The sequence below is a fragment of the Streptomyces sp. NPDC015661 genome (assembly GCF_043077765.1).
Classification (GTDB): Bacteria; Actinomycetota; Actinomycetes; order Streptomycetales; family Streptomycetaceae; genus Streptomyces.
Genome location: NZ_JBIBST010000013.1, coordinates 57,437 through 76,135, shown reverse-complemented (window position 1 = coordinate 76,135; position 18,699 = coordinate 57,437). Strand labels below are relative to the sequence as shown.

General features: G+C 70.9%; 15 protein-coding genes. 4 read left to right on the top strand and 11 right to left on the bottom strand.

From position 1 onward, the window contains the following. Positions 1–83 precede the first annotated feature (83 nt). The 3 genes from ACF07V_RS30960 to ACF07V_RS30950 are packed head-to-tail and all read left to right on the top strand — an operon-like array spanning position 84 to position 2,954. Complete coding sequence (locus ACF07V_RS30960; RefSeq protein WP_392159124.1) at positions 84–956, top strand: YndJ family protein; 873 nt, start codon at positions 84–86, stop codon at positions 954–956. Beyond that, positions 953–1,504, top strand: coding sequence for a DUF1990 family protein (locus ACF07V_RS30955; protein ID WP_392158995.1), 552 nt, complete (start codon positions 953–955; stop codon positions 1,502–1,504). The genes ACF07V_RS30960 and ACF07V_RS30955 overlap by 4 nt, the downstream gene beginning before the upstream one ends. Positions 1,505–1,526: 22 nt before the next feature. After that, positions 1,527–2,954 (top strand): lipase maturation factor family protein, encoded by a 1,428-nt coding sequence (locus ACF07V_RS30950; protein ID WP_392158994.1) that lies wholly within the window; start codon positions 1,527–1,529, stop codon positions 2,952–2,954. Between the two features lie 58 nt (positions 2,955–3,012). Here the strand turns inward: ACF07V_RS30950 and ACF07V_RS30945 are convergent, their stop codons facing one another. From ACF07V_RS30945 to ACF07V_RS30935, 3 genes are all read right to left on the bottom strand, one after another. Further along, positions 3,013–3,183, bottom strand: a complete 171-nt coding sequence (locus ACF07V_RS30945) for a hypothetical protein (RefSeq protein ID WP_392158993.1) — start codon at positions 3,181–3,183, stop codon at positions 3,013–3,015. Positions 3,184–3,490: 307 nt separating this feature from the next. Next, on the bottom strand, positions 3,491–4,975 hold the full coding sequence (locus ACF07V_RS30940; protein WP_392158992.1) for an SDR family NAD(P)-dependent oxidoreductase: 1,485 nt from the start codon (positions 4,973–4,975) through the stop codon (positions 3,491–3,493). 81 nt (positions 4,976–5,056) lie between these two features. Continuing rightward, positions 5,057–5,779 carry a (2Fe-2S)-binding protein gene (locus ACF07V_RS30935; RefSeq protein WP_392158991.1) on the bottom strand — a complete coding sequence of 241 codons (723 nt, stop codon included), beginning with the start codon at positions 5,777–5,779 and terminating at the stop codon, positions 5,057–5,059. A gap of 237 nt (positions 5,780–6,016) precedes the next feature. Here ACF07V_RS30935 and ACF07V_RS30930 point away from each other — a divergent pair, with 237 nt between their 5' ends. Continuing rightward, positions 6,017–7,006: a DMT family transporter gene (locus ACF07V_RS30930; protein ID WP_392158990.1), complete on the top strand. Its 990-nt coding sequence runs from the start codon at positions 6,017–6,019 to the stop codon at positions 7,004–7,006. On the opposite strand, the gene ACF07V_RS30925 is transcribed toward ACF07V_RS30930, so the two are convergent. The 8 genes from ACF07V_RS30925 to ACF07V_RS30890 form a co-directional block, all read right to left on the bottom strand. Further along, a complete protein-coding gene (locus ACF07V_RS30925; protein ID WP_392158989.1) occupies positions 6,887–8,281 on the bottom strand; it encodes a transglycosylase family protein in 1,395 nt (464 codons plus the stop codon). The genes ACF07V_RS30930 and ACF07V_RS30925 overlap by 120 nt on opposite strands. 460 nt (positions 8,282–8,741) lie before the next feature. Beyond that, positions 8,742–9,167 carry an aspartate 1-decarboxylase gene (gene panD, locus ACF07V_RS30920; RefSeq protein ID WP_392159123.1) on the bottom strand — a complete coding sequence of 142 codons (426 nt, stop codon included), beginning with the start codon at positions 9,165–9,167 and terminating at the stop codon, positions 8,742–8,744. A 312-nt stretch (positions 9,168–9,479) separates the two neighbouring features. Beyond that, complete coding sequence (locus tag ACF07V_RS30915; protein WP_392158988.1) at positions 9,480–10,076, bottom strand: TetR/AcrR family transcriptional regulator; 597 nt, start codon at positions 10,074–10,076, stop codon at positions 9,480–9,482. 18 nt (positions 10,077–10,094) lie between these two features. Further along, on the bottom strand, positions 10,095–12,449 hold the full coding sequence (locus ACF07V_RS30910; RefSeq protein ID WP_392158987.1) for an ATP-dependent Clp protease ATP-binding subunit: 2,355 nt from the start codon (positions 12,447–12,449) through the stop codon (positions 10,095–10,097). Between the two features lie 22 nt (positions 12,450–12,471). Beyond that, positions 12,472–13,884 (bottom strand): flavin monoamine oxidase family protein, encoded by a 1,413-nt coding sequence (locus ACF07V_RS30905; RefSeq protein ID WP_392158986.1) that lies wholly within the window; start codon positions 13,882–13,884, stop codon positions 12,472–12,474. Between the two features lie 349 nt (positions 13,885–14,233). Continuing rightward, complete coding sequence (locus tag ACF07V_RS30900) at positions 14,234–15,781, bottom strand: long-chain fatty acid--CoA ligase (RefSeq protein WP_392158985.1); 1,548 nt, start codon at positions 15,779–15,781, stop codon at positions 14,234–14,236. Between the two features lie 160 nt (positions 15,782–15,941). Next, entirely contained in the window at positions 15,942–17,225 is a 1,284-nt protein-coding gene (locus tag ACF07V_RS30895) for a CynX/NimT family MFS transporter (protein WP_392158984.1), read from the bottom strand. 388 nt (positions 17,226–17,613) lie between these two features. After that, positions 17,614–18,474, bottom strand: coding sequence for a phytanoyl-CoA dioxygenase family protein (locus tag ACF07V_RS30890; protein WP_392158983.1), 861 nt, complete (start codon positions 18,472–18,474; stop codon positions 17,614–17,616). Positions 18,475–18,699: the final 225 nt, after the last annotated feature.

Sequence of the window (18,699 nt, the reverse complement as noted above, 5' to 3'; positions counted from 1 at the left end):
GACTTGAACACGTTCAAGAAAGGCTCTACGCTCGACTCGCCGGTTGAACGTGTTCAAGTGGGGGGTGCTGGCGTATGACCGCGCTGTCGGTCCTGGTGAGTTCGGTCGTGATGATCGGCATGTTCTGGGTCGTACCGACGGGGCTCGCGCTCCTCGACGGCCCCCGGCCACCCGCCTGGGACCCGCTCCGGCGCGCCTGGCCCCTGCTCGCCGTCCCGGGAGCCGTGGCACTCTGGCTGCCACGGTCCGGACTCTCCACCGCCCTCGCCGCCGTCTACGCCCTCGCCACCTTGGCGCTCGCGCTCCAGGCCCCCGCCCGGCTGATGCTGACCCGCTCGCTCCGGCCGAGCGAGATCGCCGTCCTCTCGGCCCTCGTGGCGCCCTCCGTCGCCGGCCTGGCGCTCGTCGCCGAGCGGGCCTCGTACCCGCTGTTCGGCTTCGACCTGGACCTCCTCGCGCTGACCGTCCCGCACTTCCACTTCGCCGGCTTCGCCGCGGCCCTGGTCGCCGGGCTCGTCAGCCGTACCTCCGACGGTCCCGCCGCCCGCGTGGCCGCGCTCAGCGTCCCCGCCGGCACCCTGCTCGTCCTGCTCGGCTACTTCGTCGACGACTGGGCCGAACTCGCGGGGGCCGTCGTCCTGACGGCCGGCATGGCCGCGGTCTCCGTGCTGACCCTGCGCGAGCGCCGCGAGCTCGCCGCCGACCGGTTCACCCGGGGCCTCCTCGCCGTCTCGGCCCTGGTCCTCGCCGTCACCATGCTGCTCGCGCTCAGCTGGGCGCTCGGCGAGGCGACCGGCCTCCCGCACCTCTCCCTGACCTGGACGGCCGCCACGCACGGCCTGGGCAACGCCCTCGGCTTCGCCGTCTGCGCGCTCCTCGCCCGGCGCCGCCTGCGGACCGACCGCACGATACCGACCCTCCCGACCCCCCGCCCGCGAACGGAGCTCCCGGCATGACCAGTCTGCTGAACAGCCTCTCCCGGCCCGCCCGCCGCCGACCGGGCCTCACCTACCCCGAGGTCGGCGTCACCCGCACCCCCGAAGCCCTCCCGGAGGGCTACCACCACCTGCGGCACAGCGCGGTCGTCGGCCACGGCAGGGCCGCCTTCGAGGCCGCCGGGGCGGCCGTCACCACCTGGCGGATGCACCGCGCGTCCGGGGCGGGCGTCCACGCCGACGCCGACCGGGCCGAGCCCGGCGTCCGCCTCGAGGTGTCGCTCGGCGCCGGCCCGCTCCGGTTCGGCGTCCCCTGCTCGGTGATCTGGACGGCGTACGAGGAGGACCGCACCGGCTTCGCCTACGGCACCCTGACCGGGCACGCGGAGTGCGGCGAGGAGTCCTTCGTCGTCACGCTGGAGCCCGACGGCGCGGTCCGCTTCACGGTCACCGCCTTCAGCCGGCCCGCCACCTGGTACACCCGGCTCGCCGGGCCCGTGGTCCCACGGCTCCAGCACGCGTACGCCCGCCGCCTCGGCCGGACCCTCGCGCGTCTCGTCAGGACCTGATCCCGGGCCGATACTGGTAGCGATGGAGTGGTTCACCGCACCCGACCTGTGGCTGAGCCGGATCGTCTTCCAGCGGGGCCTCGCCGGGCTGTACTGCGTGGCGTTCCTGTCGGCAGCCCTCCAGTTCCGGGCGCTGATCGGCGAGCGCGGCATGCTCCCCGTACCGGAGTACGTGCGCCGGACCAGCCCGCGCCACACCCCCTCGCTCTTCCACTGGCGCTACTCCGACCGCCTCTTCGCCACCGTCAGCCGGTCCGGCGCCGCCCTCGCGCTCGCGCTCGTCGCGGGCGCCGGGGACGCCGTGCCGCTGCCGGTCTCGATGCTGCTCTGGCTGGTCCTGTGGGGGCTGTACCTGTCGATCGTGAACGTGGGCCAGACCTGGTACTCCTTCGGCTGGGAGTCGCTGCTCCTGGAGACCGGGATGCTCGCCGTCCTCCTCGGCAACGACGACACCGGCCCGCCCGTCCTCGTCCTGTTCCTGTTGCGCTGGCTGCTCTTCCGGGTCGAGTTCGGCGCCGGGCTCATCAAGATCCGCGGCGATCCCTGCTGGCGGAACCTGACCTGCCTCTACCACCACCACGAGACCCAGCCGATGCCCGGCCCGCTGAGCTGGTTCTTCCACCACCTGCCCCGCCCGCTGCACCGGGTCGAGGTGGCCGCCAACCATGTCGTCCAGCTGTTCGTCCCGTTCCTGATCTTCACCCCGCAGCCGGTGGCCACGGTCGCGGCCGGACTGATGGTGGCGACCCAGCTGTGGCTCGTCCTCTCCGGCAACTTCGCCTGGCTGAACTGGCTCACGATCGTGCTCGCGCTCTCCGTCGTGGACGCCTCCCCGGTCGTCGGCGAGCACCCCCAGCCGGATCCGCCGCTCTGGTACGTGGTCGTGGTCGTCGCGATGACCGCCTTCCTCCTGGTGCGGAGCTACCGCCCGGCGCGCAACCTGCTCTCCAAGCACCAGGCGATGAACCGCTCGTACGACCCGTACCACCTGGTCAACAGCTATGGCGCCTTCGGCACCGTCGGCCGGATCCGGGACGAGATCGTCGTCGAGGGCACCGACGAGCCGGTGCCGCGTCCGGGCACGGTGTGGCGGGAGTACGGTTTCAAGGGGAAGCCGGGCGATCCGCGCCGGATGCCCCGCCAGTTCGCCCCGTACCACCTGCGGCTCGACTGGCTGATGTGGTTCGCCGCGCTCTCCCCCGGGTACGCGCGCGAGTGGTTCGGGCCCTTCGTCGAGCGGCTGCTCGAGAACGACCGGGACACCCTGCGCCTGCTCGCCCGCAATCCGTTCCCGGACGCGCCGCCGGCCCTCGTCCGCGCCCGGCTCTACCGCTACCGGTACACGACCTGGCGCGAGCTCCGGGAGACCGGGGCCTGGTGGCACCGGACGCTGGTACGGGAGTACCTGCCGCCGATCCGCCTGCGGGAACCGAGCGGCACCTCCCGCTGAACGCACCGGTGCCCCCGGACCGCGAACGGCCGGGGGCACCCGGGGTGAAGCACTGGGATCAGTCGATGCCGGGCAGGATGTGGGGCTCGGCGAGGTCCTCCTCGTAACCCGCGAGCCGGATCGGGGCCGCGTGGGCCCACACGTCGAGGCTGCCGAGCTCGCCGTTGCGGCGGGGCCGCTCGTTGCGTTCGGCCGGCCGCGGTTCCTGCTTCGTCAGTTCGGGTGTCACCGCGCACTCCTTTGTGTCGCGTCAATGTGGGAAGGTGCCGGGCGGTCGCGGTGGCGCCGTTGGTGGCGGGACCGCGGCCTTGGTGGCAGGCCAGTCCCGGGAAGGCCGTGAGGAATGTGTGTCTCCTCGGTGGCCGACCGTGTGCCTCACATTAACCAAATGAGCACGCCTGCGCTCTACCGGGCTCCAAAGTGTGATGCGATCGAGTGAACGGAGCCGAAAAAACGCCCCACCGGGCCGGTGGGGCGCTCTTGTCAGGACCGCGGGACACGCGGTAGGGGGTGTCCGGACACCCCCTGGGCGTCGACTACCAGTTGGCGGGGGCGTAGTCCTTCAGGAAGCAGCCGTACAGGTCCTCGCCCGCCTCGCCGCGCACGACCGGGTCGTACACCCGGGCCGCGCCGTCGACGAGGTCCAGCGGGGCGTGGAAACCGGCCTCGGCGAGGCGCAGCTTGTCGTAGTGCGGGCGCTCGTCGGTGATCCAGCCGGTGTCCACCGAGGTCATGAGGATGCCGTCGGTCTCGAACATCTCCTGGCCGCTGGTCCGCGTCACCATGTTCATCGCGGCCTTCGCGGCGTTGGTGTTCGGGTGGCCGGCGCCCTTGTAGCCGCGGCTGAAGACGCCCTCCATCGCCGACACGTTCACGACGTAGGCCCGGCCGCTGGCCGCCTTCTTCGCCGCCTCGGCCATCACCGGCCGCAACTTGCTGATCAGGATGAACGGCGCCGTGTAGTTGCACAGCTGCGTCTCGAGGAGCTCCACCGGGGAGATCTGCTCGATGCTCTGCACCCAGGTGTTGGTGTCGACGACGTCGGGCACGAGGCCGCCCGCGTCGATGGCGGTGCCGTCGAGGTGCCGCGCCAGGCTGGCGTTGCCGGCGACCAGGGCGAGGTCGGCGACCTGCTGCGCCTCCAGGTCGCGCACGCCGACGGGCAGCTCGGACGATCCGACGAGCTCGCCGACCGCGCCCGAGTTGAACGCGCCGATCACGTGGTGGGCGGGCAGCTCGCCGGCGGGCAGTGGTGCCGTCTCGCCCTCGACGAGCGCGGCGTACGCGGAGGGCAGGCGGCGCACGGTCTGCGTCGCGTTGTTGATGAGGATGTCGAGCGGGCCGGCCTCGGTCATCTGGTCGGCGAGCGCGACGGCCTGCGCGGGGTCGCGCAGGTCGATGCCGACGACCTCCAGGCGGTGCATCCAGTCCGCGGAGTCCTCCATCGCCTTGAAGCGGCGGATGGCGTCCTTGGGGAAGCGGGTCGTGATGGTGGTGTGCGCACCGTCGCGCAGCAGCCGCAGCGCGATGTACATGCCGATCTTCGCCCGGCCGCCGGTGAGCAGCGCGCGCTTGCCGGTGAGGTCGGCGCTGGCGTCGCGCTTGGCCCGGTTCAGCGCCGCGCACGGCTGGCAGAGCTGGTGGTAGAAGTAGTCGACCTCGACGAACCGCGTCTTGCAGACGTAGCAGGAGCGCGGGCGCTGGAGTATCCCCGCGATCCGCCCCTCCTCGGTGACCGAGGAGGGCAGCAGGCCCTCGGTCTCGTCGTCGATGCGCTGCGCGGAGCCGGTGGCCGTGGCCTCGGTGACCGCCTTGTCGTTCGCGGTCTTCGCGGCCCGGCGCTCCTGGCGGCGGCGCTGCTTCACGGTCCGGTAGATCCCGGCGGTGGCGCGCCGGACGGTGATCGCGTCCGGGTGGTCGACGTCGATCTTGTCGAGCTCGTCGAGGACGCTCAGGCAGACGGCCAGGCGCTCGGGGTCGATGCCCGGCCCGTACTCCTGGGTTTCTTCGGTCACCGTCATGGCCTTCGGGTTCCTCGTTCGCTCGTGTCGTCGCCGCTCGCGGGCATGTGTCGCCGCTCGCGGGCATTCAAAGACCCAACTTTACGGAGCGGGGGGCCGCGCCTCCAAACCCGTTCGGGGGGCGTGGTCGAAGACACAGTCGCCGCACAGCCCCGCGCCCGGGGCGCGGTAGTAGAGGCAGCAGGTGGTGCGCCGCAGCCGGGGGCCGCGGACCGTCCCCGCGAGGTCCGGGTGGTCCAGGAGTCCGGAGACCAGGGCGGCGGCCCGCTCGGCCGCCTCCGGACGCCCGTGGGCGCGCGCCCAGCGGATCAGCTCGCGCAGCGCGCCGGCGAGGGCGGAGCCGGCATTGCCCCACAGGAGCCGCGGGGAGATGTTCCCGTCGCGGCGCAGTGCCGCGTGCAGCGGGACGAGATGGGCGTCGAGGACGGCCGCTCGCAGCTCGTCCACGGTCCCGGGGCGGGTCTCGGTGCCGGCCCACCACAGGTCGTCGGGTGCGGTCAGCGACCCGTCCCAGTGAAGTCCGGTGGGGTCGAGGGCGGGGAAGCGGCCGTGGAGCGCGGCGGGGCCGAGGGCGGTGGACCAGAGCCGGGCGGCGAGCCCAAGGTGGGCGACGGAGGCCCCGACACGCCGCTCGGGGGCGCCGAGCCGGGCGGTGACGTGGTCCACGCGCGCGGTGAGGGGGCCGTACTCCCCCGCGTACAGGCGGGCGAGCGGACGGTGCGCGCCGCCGGTCGCCGGGGCGGTGGTCCGCAGGACGAAGAAGCCGCCGGGCGATCCGGTGTCGCCGCTCGCGCCGAGTCCCATGCGTACGCCCCCGCCCAGAAGTACTGTCGTCGGCCCCACCGTAACTTCTCGAAAGTCTTCCGAGGGCCCTCCCGAGCCGCTGCGATCCGGGCGGAAAGGACCCTTTGCACCCCTTCCGACCTGCGCGGGCGTACATCCGGAGGCGTACGCGGGGGCCGTGTACTGCGTCGGTGGTACCCGCGAATCCGTCCCCTGGTACGACGACGCGAACGGCCGATCGGAGAGATCGTGGAAGGTATGAGTCCACTCATGCTGTCCGTCGCCCTGGCCCTGGCCTCCGCGGTCGCCTACGCGGCCGCGGCGATCGTGCAGGAGCGCGTCGCGGCATCCGCCGCCGGTCCGCGCTACGCGCCGCTGCGCAGCCCTGCCTGGTGGGTGTCCGTCGTACTGAACGGCGTCGGTGCGACCCTGCACGTCGCCGCCCTCGCGTACGGGCCGCTGAGCCTGGTCCAGCCGCTGGGTGCGCTCACCATCGTCTTCGCGCTGCCCATGGCCGCCCTGTTCGTCGGCCGCAGGGCCGGGCGGCGGGCCTGGCGCGGCGCCCTGATGGCCACGGTGGGCCTCGCCGGGCTGCTGAGCCTCACCACCGGCGCCGAGGCCCGTTCCCTCTCCGACGGGGAACGGTGGCTGCTGGCGGGCACCACCTTCGGCGCGGTGGCCGTCCTGTTCACCGTCGCGCACCTGGTGGGCCGGTCCGTCCTGCGCAGCGTCGTGCTCGCCGCGGCCGCGGGCGTCTCCTTCGGCATGGCCTCGGTCCTCACGAAGTCGGTGGCCGAGGAGTGGACGCCCTCGGCCCCGCTCGCCGAGTGGACCGGGCTGCTCGTGCTCTCCGCGTTCGCGGTGACCGGCCTGCTGCTCTCCCAGGCCTCGTACCGGGGCGCGGGCCTCGCCGCCCCGCTGGCCACCGTCACGGTGGTGAACCCGGTGGTCGCGGCGGCGGTCGGCGTCACGCTCTTCGGCGAGAGCTTCCGCTACGGCGCGGCGGGCACCGTCGCCGCGCTGATCTGCGGCGTGGTCGCCGCGGGCGGCCTCGTCCAGCTCACGCTCGACCGCATGGCGGTCCCGCCGGAGTCGCTGTCGGTGTCATCGGCGCCGGACGCGCCCGCCTCAGACGGAGACTCCGCGCGCCCTGAGGTACGCCAGGGGGTCGATGTCGGAGCCGTACCCGGGACCCGTCCGGACCTCGAAGTGGAGGTGCGGTCCCGAGCTGTTGCCGGTCGATCCTGAGCGGGCGATGCGCTGACCGGCGTGCACGCGCTGGCCCTCGCGGACGGTGAGGGCGGAGAGGTGCGCGTACTGGCTGTAGCGGCCGTCGTCGTGGCGCAGGACGATCTGGTAGCCGTACGCGCCGCCCCACCCGGCGGAGACGACCCGGCCGCCCGCCACGGCCTTGACGGAGGTGCCGGTGGGCACGGGGAAGTCGACTCCGGTGTGGTAGCCGCTGGACCAGGAGGAACCCCGGGTGCCGTACCGGGTGCCGATGTCGGCGGAGACGGGCGCGGAGTAGCTGTCGGCGGACGACCTGGTGGCGGGCTTGGGCGCGGTCTTGTGGGCCGGCTTGGCGGCGGGCTTGGGGGCCGGCTTGGCGGCGGGCTTGGGGGCCGGCTTGGCGGCGGGCTTCGGGGTCTTGGCCGCGGGCCTCGGCGCGGGCTTGTGGGAGGGCTTGGCGGTCACCCCGGTCCGGGGCTCGGCGGCCTCGGGAGGTGCGGTCCTGGGGGGCGTGGCCCCGGCCGGTCGCGGGACGGCCTTCTGCGCGGCCTTCGGCGTGGCCTTCTCCGTCTCCACGGCCTTCTCGGCGGTCTTCTTCGGCGCCGTCATGCGCAGGGTCAGGCGCTGGCCGGGGAGGATGAGATCGGGGTCGTCGCCGACGACCTGCCGGTTGGTCTCGTACAGGCGCTGCCAGCCGCCGTCGACGTGCTCGTCCCGGGCGATCTTCGAGAGGGAGTCGCCGGGCGTCACCGTGTACATCTCGCGCACGGTGGGCACGGTCGTCGGGCTCGCGCTCCGCGCCGCCTGTTCGGGCAGGAGGCGCTGCCCGGGCAGGGAGGCCGTGCGGACGGCGTTCCCAGCGCCGCCCGGCTCGGCCGCCGCGGCGCGCCGCGGCGTGGCGTCGGACGTCTCGCCGCCCCGGGCGAGCCCCGCGCGGGGGCCGCAGGACGGCCAGGCGCCGGGACCCTGGCCCTTGAGGACGCGCTCGGCGATCGCGATCTGCTGGTCCTTGGAGGCGAGGTCGGCGCGCGGGGCGTAGTGCGTGCCGCCGTACCGCTCCCAGGTGGACTGGGTGAACTGGAGGCCGCCGAAGTAGCCGTTGCCCGTGTTGATGTGCCAGCTGGAGGAGGACTCGCAGGACGCGACCTTCTCCCAGACGTCGAGCGAGGCGGCCTGTGCGGCGCCCGCGCCGATCAGCGGCAGCGCCATGCCGGCGCCTCCCGCCGTGACGGTGAGCGAGGCACGGTTGATCCGGCTCGGCTGGTGGCGGCGGTGACGTCCGCGTACGGCCATGGGCCCCCCTTGAACACAGCAGCAGCCGTCCAAGTTAGGGGTGGTGCACGCTCCGTGACAAGGGCCCGCGCGAAACCTCAAGCGCCTTGTGTCACCTCGGGGTTGAATCCGGTCACCCGCCGGCGGGGCCGGGTTCGGGCTGAGGTTCGGGTTCCGGTACGGGCCCGCCCGGCTGGGGCACGGGCGTGGGCGAGGGATCCGGCGGGACCGGCACCGGGTTGGGCGGGGGCACGGGCGGCGGCGCGGGAACCGGCGGCGGGATCGGCGACGGCGGCAGCGGATCGGGGGAAGGGTGGGTCATGACGGACCTCCCGGTCGACGGAGCCCCCTGGCGCGCGGGATCCGCCGCGCGGGGCCTCACGGGGTGCACGGGGGCTCCCCTTCCAGGGTGGCCCCGCCGTACCGGCCCCGCCCGCCGGATCACCCGGCCCCTCGGGGAGGAGCCGGGCGGCCGGGCGGCTCAGACCTGGGCGGGCACGGCGTGCGGGCCGCGGACCGTGTCGCTGCCGGGGACGGGCGCGGACGCGTCGCTCCCGAGCTCGACGATGCGGTTGTCGCCGTCGACGTGCACGACGCGCGGCACGAAGCTGCGCGCCTCCGCGTCCTCGAGCTGCGTGTAGCTGATGAGGATCACCAGGTCGCCGGGGTGCACGAGGTGGGCGGCGGCGCCGTTGATCCCGATGACGCCGGAGCCGCGCTCGCCCTCGATGACATAGGTCTCGAGGCGGGCTCCGTTGTCGATGTCGACGATGTGGACCAGCTCGCCGGGCAACAGGTCGGCGGCCTCCATCAGCTCCGCGTCGATGGTGACGGAACCGACGTAATGCAGGTCGGCCTGGGTCACGGTGGCGCGGTGGATCTTCGACTTGAACATGGTGCGCAGCACTATGGACTCCTCCAAGACGGCTCCCTGCCTGCTTTCTGCAGGTCAAGGGCGTCCTCGACCTTACACCGACGCCCCCGTCCGATGTCTGTGAGGAACATCGCTCCGGTCGGGCGAGACGGCTTCCTACCTGCGCTTTCGCGCCGCCACCGGCTCCGGTACAGGCAATCCCTCGGGAACGCCCGGCGACTCATGCCGACCGGATGCCGACGTGCCTGATGAGCCGTCGCAAATGCGGGAGACCGCTCTGCACGTGCGACCTGCATCGCGGGGCCGAACTCGCGCTCGCCGAGGAGCTCCGGCCCGCTTCGCCGGTCATGCCGACCGGCGAAGCAAGGTTTCCACGAAGGTGCTCAGCATCACGCACGCGTTCGCCGTGTCGCGCATCGTACGATCCCGGTCGCCATCCGTGAGCAGCTGCATCGACAGGCCGTCGGCCAGGGTGACGACCATGCGGGTCACGGACGCGATCTCCTCGTTCGATGCCGTCTCCCTGTCCGAGCCCAGCACGTCCTGCCAGCCCGTGAGGAACATGCCGTACATGCGGACCGCGAGCTCCGGGTTGGTGCTCTGCGCCCACATGGCGATCGCGAACGTAGCCCGGGTCTGGTCGAGATGGTCGACGGCGTACCGCATGGTGCGGGTCAGCAAACGCTCGGCGGTCCGCGCGAGGCCTGCCTCCTCGGCGGCCGCACCCTCGGAATCGGTCCGCAGACTTTCTGACAGGTGCTCGAAGACCGCGAGGAGCAGATTCTCCTTGGTCTGGAAGCAGTAGTGCATCGACGCCTGCGGAGCGTTGGCCTCTTCGGCGATCCGCCGCGTGGTTGCGCCGGCCGCCCCGTCTCGGGCGATGACCCGCACGGCCGCATCGATGAACTGCTCGCGACGAGTATCGGCTGGAATGTGAGCCACGCGTCCACTCCTCTCGATTCAGTCGGTTGATCCAGTCGGGACCGTAGAACTTGACGGCCAGCTGCCGGGCCCCGCCGCCCGGGCCTCGTCCTCCGCAGCACCCCGCACCACAGCGAGCCGAAGTGACGACCCGTCGCGGTCGAACCGGATCGTGTCGCCCGATCCCGCCCCGCCCCGCAGGATCTCGTACGACACGGCAGAGACGAGCTGCTTCCGGATCGCCCGCAGCAGTGGACGCGCACCGTCGTTGCCGTCGCCCAGCTCGCTGACCAACTCACGTGCTTGGCGGGTGAGTTCGAGCGAGATGCCCTGGCCCGACAGGTGGGCTGCGACCACGCCGACATGCAGGTCGACAAGTTGCTCCAGCTCACGGCGGCCCAGCGTCGCGAACTCGACGACGTCGTCGAGCCGGGTCACGAAGTCGGCCCGGAACTGCTGCCGTACGGCGTCCGGATCGGCGAGGCCCGACGTCATCACCAGTACCACGTTGCGGAAGCTGACCAGCCGGCCCTGGCCGTCGGTGAGCGATCCGTGGTCGACCACCTGGCGCAGCAGTCCGTGGATGTCCGGGTGCGCCTGCTCGATGTCGTCCAGGAGGACGACCGCGTACGGGCGGCGCCGAACGGCCTCGGTCAGCTGGCCGCCCTCCTCGTAGCCGACATAGCCCGGTGGCGCACCGATGAGGCGGGTGACGGACTGCTTTTCGGCGTACTCCGACATGTCGAGCTGGATCAGCGCGTCGTCGCTGTCGAACATGAACTCGGCCAGCGCATGGGCGAGATGGGTCTTCCCCACGCCGACCGGCCCGCAGAACAGGAGCGCGGCAATCGGCCGGTTCGGATCCCCGAGGCCGGCGCGGGCGTTGCGCAGCGCGGCCGAGACACCGGCGATCGCATCCCGCTGGCCCACGACGCGGGCGCCGAGGCGCGCCTCCATGCGGAGGAGTTTCTCCAGTTCCTCCTCGCGCACCCGGGAGACCGGGATGCCGGTCCACTGCGCGACCACGCGTGCGACATCCTCCTCGTCGACGATCGCGGACTCGCCTGCATCGGGCCACCGTGAGCCGGAGTCGAGTTCGATCCGGCGCTGCGAGGCGGCCTCGTCGATGAGATCGATCGCCTTGTCGGGGAGGTACCGGTCCGCGATGTAGCGCTTGCTGAGCGACACCGCAGCGGCGAGTGCGGCATCGGTGATCAGCACGTCGTGGTAGCCCTCGTAGCTGGGCCGCAGGCCCCGGAGCATCTCGACGGCGTTGTCGGTCGTGGGTTCCTCGACGTGCACCGGCTGGAAGCGGCGCTCCAGCGCGCCGTCCGACTCGACGTACTTCCGGTACTCGTCGCGCGTGGTGGCGCCGAGCGTGCGCAGCGAGCCGCGGGCCAGCATCGGTTTGAGGAGGTTGCCGGCGTCGACCGCGCCCTCCGCGGCGCCGGCTCCGATGATCGTGTGCAGTTCGTCGATGAACAGGATGATGCCGCCGTCCGCCGCGTCGACGTCCTTGAGCACGGCCTTGACCCGGTCCTCGAACTCCCCCCGGTACGACGCCCCGGCGATCAGGGCACCAACGTCCAGCGCGATCACCCGACGGTTTTGCAGCGCTCCCGGAACCTCGCCCGAAACGATGCGCTGGGCGAGCCCCTCGGCGATGGCGGTCTTGCCCACCCCCGGGTCGCCGATCAGCACGGGGTTGTTCTTGCGCCGCCGGGACAGCACCTGGACGACCCGGGCGATCTCGGTGTCGCGGCCGACCACGGCATCGAGTGTGCCGCGGAAGGCGAGCTCGGTCAGGTCGCGACCGAACCGGAGCACCTGGCTGGACACCCGGGCTGGCCGCCATCGGACGTCCAGGCAGGTACGCTCGGGTTCGGCGTCGAGGACCTGCCACGGTCCGCGCACGCGTCGTACGGCGTCCAGTACCGCGGTCCGGTCGGCGCCCATGGTGCGCATCAACTCACCGACCGGGTCGCGCCGGTCGGCCAGGGCGACGACGAGGTGCTCGACCGACACGAACGCGTCGCCCAGCTGACGTGCCTCGTGCTCGGCAGCCCGCAGTAGCGAGAGGAGCCCGGGCTGGGGCCGGGCCGTTTCGGCGTCGGCCGTCGGCCGCTCCCCCGCGAAGTCGCCCAGAGGGCCTCGGAAGTCCTCCGGGTCCACGCGTAGCGAAGCCCGAAGATCGACCGGGTCCACGCCCAGGTCCGCCAGCACCGGCCCGACGATGGTCGCCTGCTGGTCGAGGACCGCGGCCAGCACTTGGGCCGGTCCGGTCCCGGCCGGACCACTCGGCCCCGGACCACTCGGTCCCGACGACCAGGCCCGGTCCAGCGCTTCCAGCGCGCGGCGGGTGTAGTCGGCCTTCAGCTCTTCGCGGGGGAACATCTGCGTCGTCCGCCTATCCGGCTCAGGCCTCGTGCCGCGTCGCCGCGGTGCCGCTCGATCCCTTGGCGCGGGCGCGCACCTTGACCTCGATGGCCTCCCGGGTAAGCCGGCGCTGCACGTCGACCGCCGCCTTCTTGCCCATCTCGACGGCGCCCTCCATCCACGCCATGAAGGTGCTGGCGATGTCCGAGGTCGCGAAGTGGACCCGGCCCTCCGGGCGGGCGAGCTCGGAGTGCCACCGGCTGAGGCGCTGCGGCGGGTACGCCGCCATGCCACCGCGGCCGGACCACTGGTCGCCCACCCAGTCATGACACTCGTAGGCGACGAGCTCGGCGTCCGGGCACATCGTCTTCACGAACCGCTCGATACCGGCGAAGCTGGTACCGAAGCGGTCGTCCCGGTCCGGGTGGTCGATGAAGAAGCCGACGACGAGCTGGCCGTCCTCCCCCAGATCGTGCTCGCCGAAGATGACAGCCGCACCATTGGCCTGGGGAGCCTCCGCCAGCATGTAGGGGAATCGCGGCGCGTTCTTGACCTGCGCGTACACCTTGACGGGGTAGGCGACGCTGCGCTCGCTCGAGGTGGTGAACTTGGCCTCGCTCAGCGGCGGTTCGAAACGGATGGTGGACCAGCAGGCCAGCGGGGTCGCCACGACGACCGTAGCCGCCGTGAAGGTGTCGCCGGCCTCGGTCGTCACCCTCACGCCGTCCTCGTTCTGCTCGACGCTCGCCACCGGGGTCTCCAGCCGGATGTCGGCCCGGGCGGAGTCGTCGGCCATCGCCTGGATGAGCGCACCGGTGCCCTCGACGATGTAGGCGTCCAGCACGCCCCAGGTACGGATCAGGCTGTGGTCCATCTGTGCGATGAACCCCAGCGGGGGAAGCGCGGAGATCTCCTCCGGATAGCGGCCGGTGAGGATGGTCCCGAAGAAGGTGAAGAAGCCGCGGACGGAGTCACTGACCCCGAGGCTGTCGAGGTACTCGTTGTAGGGGATGTCCAGGTCCTCGACGTTCTGGCGGTCCAGCGGCACTCCCCGCTGGATCCGGTGCGCGTCCGTGAGCATCTTGAAGGCGGCCTTCTCGAAGTCGTAGACGTCCTCCAGCGGCACCGGCAGCGGGCCCGGGTTGTACTGCCCGGCCAGCAGTGTCGGGTAGCACTCCGGCATCGAGCTGTGCGTCATGGTCAGCCCGTACCGCTCGATCTCGGACATCATGTTGACCTGGCGATCGGGCCACACCCACTGCCCGCCCAGCTCGACGATTCCCTCGTAGTCCCCCACACTCCGCTGCTCGGACCAGGTGCGACCACCCAGCCGGTCGCGCGCCTCCAGCAACAGCACGGAGTAGCCCTGATCCGACAGATCCCGGCACGCGCTCACCCCGGCGAACCCTCCGCCGATGACGATCGTGTCGTAGTCGAACGTCCCGTCCTTCATCTTCTGCTCCCTTGGTTCTGTTCCGGTGGCTGGATTTAAGCGACTAAATCATTTGATCCAGTCGTTTGCTCAGGATTGTGGTGCGGGTTGCAGCCTGTCAATCCCCGGCGACACAGTGCTACTTCGGCAAGGAGTGGGGTGAGCGGCAGAGCAGCGCGGCGCCCGCCGAGGCTGCGCCGGGATGACGGTGGACCGCTAGGCGGCCCTCGGCGGTGCCGGTGCCGCGCGACTCGCGCTCGATGCGCCACGCCACCGCTCACAAGACATGGCCGGTGATGCCTTGCCGTAGATGGGCGCGTGGCTGTAGCGCTGGTGGTGGCGGTCACGTGGGCACCGGACCCGCCACGGGTCAGCCGAGTTCGCGCTTGAGGATCTTTCCGGTGGCCGTCATCGGGAGCGATTCGACGAACTCGACGATGCGGGGGTACTTGTAGGCCGCCATCTGCTGCCGCGCCCAGTCGACCAGCTCGGCCTCGCTGAGGTCGGCGTCGGCGTTGCGGATCACGACAGCCTTGATCTCCTCGCCATGGCTGTCGTGGGGTACGCCGATCACCGCCGCGAGCGAGATGTCGGGGTGGGTCATCAGGACCTCCTCGACTTCACGCGGGTACACGTTGAAGCCGCCGCGGATGATCATGTCCTTGGTGCGGTCGACGATGTAGTAGAAGCCGTCCTCGTCCTTCCTGGCCAGGTCGCCGGTTCGGAACCAGCCGTCCCGCATGGCCTCCGCGGTGACCTCGGGGCGGTTGTAGTAGCCCTTCATGATGTTGTGGCCCTTGATCGCGATCTCGCCGACCGCGCCGACCCCGGTGACCTCGTTCCAGCCACGGTCGACCAGCTTGCACTGCACCCCCCAGATCGGGATGCCGATCGAGCCCGGCCGCGGCTCGCGCTGCGGGTCGGAGAACGTCGTGACAGGCGAGGTCTCCGACAGGCCGTAGCCCTCCAGGATCTGGATTCCGAACCGCTTCTTGACCTGGCTGATGATCTCCATCGGCAGGGCTGCGCCGCCGGACACTCCGACCCGGAGGTTGCGGGCGATCCGGTCCACGTCGACGTCGTCGGTGAGGGCGCCGAGCAGGCCCCACCACATGGTGGGCACGCCGGCGAAGAAGGTGATGTCCTCCCTCTCCATGAGCGCGACCGCCTGTGCTGCCTCGAAGCGCGGCAGCAGTACGAGCGTGGCGGCCATCGAGAAGCCCGCGTTCATCTGCACGGTGGCGCCGAAGGTGTGGAACAGCGGCAGAGTGAGCAGGTGCGTGTCAGTCGCGGGCCGGTTGCCGAACAGACCGTTGCAGCTGAGCGCGTTGAGCACGAGGTTGGCGTGGCTGAGCTCGGCGCCCTTGGCCTGGCCTGTCGTGCCACTCGTGTACAGGATGACCGCGGTGTCGTCGCTCGAGGTGACGGCGCTGTCGAAGGTGGGTGCCTTGCCGATCAGAGCCGCGCCCAGGGTTTCCGCGCCCTCGATCGGGCCGGCCGCGGCCGGGTCGGCGGTGATCAGGAAGAAGTGCTCGCAGCCGCTGGCCTGCTCGAAGCCGGCGAAGCCCTCGGCACCGATCGGCAGTTCCGGAGTGCCCTGGAAGCAGAAGTACGCCTTCGCGTCGGAGTCGGCGAGGTGGTAGGCGATCTCACGGCTCTTGAGGAGCACGTTGAGCGGTACCACGACCGCGCCGGCCTTGAGGACGCCGTAGTAGACGATCGGGAAGTACGGCAGGTTCGGGCAGCTGAGGGCCACCTTGTCTCCGGGCCTGATCCCCCGCTCGACGAGGAGGTTCGCGACCTGGTTGGCGGCGCTGTCCACCTGGGCGTAGGTGAGCCGGGTGTCGCCCAGGACCAGTGCGTCACGGGTGGGGTGACAGCGGGCGCTGTCTTCGAGGAGCGAGGCTAGATTGAGCATGATTCCTTCTAGCGGGTGCGGGTGCGGGCGCGGGTGCGGCGGAGCCGACAGAGGGTGTGTCTGGCGCCGTCGTAAGGGAGTCGGGGCGTCGTAAGGCCGACGGGTGTGCCCCGCCGCGTGCGTCGGCGTCGGCACGCCGCACGCGGCGGAGCAGGGCCCGTCAGGCTTCCGCGGCCCGTACTTCCGATCGGACTGCCGCCTCCGGCGACGGGACCTGGGACTTCCCTTCGTCGAACCCGAACAGCGGGGCGACGAAACAGAGAACGAACGTGGAGATCGCGACCACGAGGAATCCGACGGCGAAGCTCCCCGTCATGTCTCGGATGGCGCCCACCACATAGGGGTAGAGGACGCCGCCGACAAGGAGGGCGCAGCCGAGGACGAGACCGTTGACGGCGCCGACGTGCTCACCGTCAACCGACTCGTTGGCGGCGGTGAGCGACAGGGAGGCTCCCGCGTAGCCGGCCAGGCCGATCAACGGGAGGGAAACCGCCGCGAGGGTGTAGTCCCCCACGGAGACCGCGTAGCAGAGCAGACCGACGAACGCCGCCGTCGTGATCCCGGCGAGGACGATGACGATCTTGCGGCGGCCGGTGACCCTGTGTGACAGCAGGCCGAAGGCGACAGCGGTGATGATGCCGGCAAGGCTGGACGAGGACGAGAACAGCCCCGCGACGGACTCCGGCCAGCCGGCGTTCATCAGAATGGTGGGCATCCAGCTCACGACGAGCGAGAAGAGCCCCCAGGTTCCCGTGTAGAACGCCATCGCGGAGAGCACGGGCCGCGTGCGGGCCGCGCGCAGAATCGCGCCGAACGCCTTCGTCCGCGTGCCTTCGGCGTCCTGTCCTCGCGCTTCTGCCGCTTCCGGTGCGGGGGCGTTCTTCAGGAAGAAGAGGGCAGCAAGGAAGAGAACCGCGAGATAGCCGGCCTGCACCAGCAGCCCGTCACGCCAGTCCACGGATCCGAGCACCATGGCGAACACCACGAGTGCGAAGAGCACGCCGATGCCGTCACCCGCCAGCATCACGCCGGCCGCCCGGCCGGCCTGCCCCGACTCGAGGAACCAACTGATGGCCAGCGTGTAGGGAGCCACGATCATGAGACCGACAGCCACGCCGCTGACGGCGCGTGCCACCAGCGCACCGGTGTAGCCGTCCACGTAGGCGAAGAGGATCTGGCCCGCGATGGAGAGGGCCAGCGCAGCGAGGATGACGCTCTTGGGCCCCACTCTGACGACAAGCGCTCCACCCAGGACCACCGCGATGCCGCCCATGGCGGCGGTCACGGACATGAGCGAAGCCGCTTGCGCGTAGTCGAGGGACAGATCCGCCGCTATCGAGGTCAGGCTGGGCGTCCAGCCGTAGTACGGCAGAGACATGCCGACGATGACCAGGAACGAGACCGCAAGCATGCGCCACTTGCTGTTTGATGCTCTGGACTGCACGAGTTGCTCCTATTCACGCGATGGTCGCGATGTACCGGGAGGCCTGGCCGAGCGGGCTGCGCGGCGTGCGGCCTGGCCTCCGGTCCGGGTTCTCGGTGCCCCACGGGAACTTGAGGCTGCGGCCCGTGAGGTGCCTGCGGTTCCTTTTCAGACAGCACCGAACTGGCACAAGAAGCCCTGCGGATACGTCGGTGGCGGTGCACAACGCACCATGACCTCGCGCAGGTCGGCCGGCCCCGCCCGCGCCGGAAGGCGGGGACAGCCGGGTTGGTCCGACGTGACACGGCAGGTCGCACTCCGCAGGACCTCTGATGTCACAGATGTCCGTCGTCAGGCGGGCTCACCTGCGTGCCGACGTCGTCGATTCAGCGTCTCGGTAGAGGGGGCATCACAGCCCGAGGTGATCGGCGAGCTCGCTGTAGTCGACCTGCCACAGCCCCGGGGAGCCCTTCGGGTACTGCGAGCGGAATCCGGTCAGGCGCTGCACCCGCGGCGAGAGAGTCTTGGCCAGGTCGAGGTCGATCAGGAAGGGGTGAGCCTCCTCGCCGACCAGATAACCGGGATTGAGAGCGAAGCCCACCGCCCGCCGGTACTCGTCGGACGTGACGTTGGCGCCACCGCCGTGCACCGTCTTCCCGCTGAAGAAGAGCGCGTCGCCCGCACGCATCAGAGCCGGGATCGTCTGCTCGGGAGTCCCGCGATCCTCGAAGTCCTCCCAGTGGTTGCTTCCCGGGATGACCCGGGTGGCCCCGTTCTCCTCGGAGAAGTCGGTCAGGGCGATCAGGAAGTTGACGGTGACTTCCGGGCCTGCGGGCCCCATGCCGACGAACGGGAAGTAGTTCTCCAGGTCCCGGTGGAGAAACTGCGCCGTGTTGCCGGGCCCGATCTCGATGACCTGCGCAGTGGTCATCCAGTAGGTGCCCGACTCCTCCAGGTAGACGGCGTCGGCGAGGGCGTGCACCAGGTCGTGGTCGATGACCTCACGTCGGAACGTCTCGCTGAGCGTGACCAGGTTCGTGAGCCGCTTGGTGTTCTTGCCGTGGAACTCGGCGACGAACTCGTCCTCGTGCTTGGAGCCGGCGGCCAGTTTCTGGAGAGGCTGCTCGATCTCGCGATTGAACCGCTCGACCTGCTCCGGGGTGAGGAGTCCTTCGATGATGACGCCACCGTCCTCGTGGAAGACGGCCAAGACCTCATCGACCGGTGCGGAGGCCGGGATCCGGCGCAGGGAAACCTCTGAGATGGTCATGCCATACCTTTTTCGTTGTCGGGGCGCGGGACGATTGTGTTCAGCAAGAGCCGATGGGGCTCTCTTGTAAGCGCGATTCCAGTTGAGGGCGGTCCTCGGTGGCTGAAACCGAGCGCCTATACGTCCGGCGCCTGTGACCTGGATCTCTAGCTTGCTCCCTGCGGATCGCGCCGTACCACATCAGTTCACCTCCAGTTCGCGCGGATCGTGGTGCACAGTGCACAT

What these genes read in the sequence shown, in the direction of transcription:
- ACF07V_RS30890 (WP_392158983.1), bottom strand. Translation starts at nt 18,474, where the DNA reads ATGACCATCTCAGAGGTTTCCCTGCGCCGGATCCCGGCCTCCGCACCG.
- ACF07V_RS30925 (WP_392158989.1), bottom strand. Translation starts at nt 8,281, where the DNA reads ATGGCCGTACGCGGACGTCACCGCCGCCACCAGCCGAGCCGGATCAAC.
- ACF07V_RS30930 (WP_392158990.1), top strand. Translation starts at nt 6,017, where the DNA reads ATGAGTCCACTCATGCTGTCCGTCGCCCTGGCCCTGGCCTCCGCGGTC.
- ACF07V_RS30940 (WP_392158992.1), bottom strand. Translation starts at nt 4,975, where the DNA reads ATGACGGTGACCGAAGAAACCCAGGAGTACGGGCCGGGCATCGACCCC.
- ACF07V_RS30900 (WP_392158985.1), bottom strand. Translation starts at nt 15,781, where the DNA reads ATGCTCAATCTAGCCTCGCTCCTCGAAGACAGCGCCCGCTGTCACCCC.
- ACF07V_RS30935 (WP_392158991.1), bottom strand. Translation starts at nt 5,779, where the DNA reads ATGGGACTCGGCGCGAGCGGCGACACCGGATCGCCCGGCGGCTTCTTC.
- ACF07V_RS30910 (WP_392158987.1), bottom strand. Translation starts at nt 12,449, where the DNA reads ATGTTCCCCCGCGAAGAGCTGAAGGCCGACTACACCCGCCGCGCGCTG.
- ACF07V_RS30950 (WP_392158994.1), top strand. Translation starts at nt 1,527, where the DNA reads ATGGAGTGGTTCACCGCACCCGACCTGTGGCTGAGCCGGATCGTCTTC.
- ACF07V_RS30905 (WP_392158986.1), bottom strand. Translation starts at nt 13,884, where the DNA reads ATGAAGGACGGGACGTTCGACTACGACACGATCGTCATCGGCGGAGGG.
- ACF07V_RS30955 (WP_392158995.1), top strand. Translation starts at nt 953, where the DNA reads ATGACCAGTCTGCTGAACAGCCTCTCCCGGCCCGCCCGCCGCCGACCG.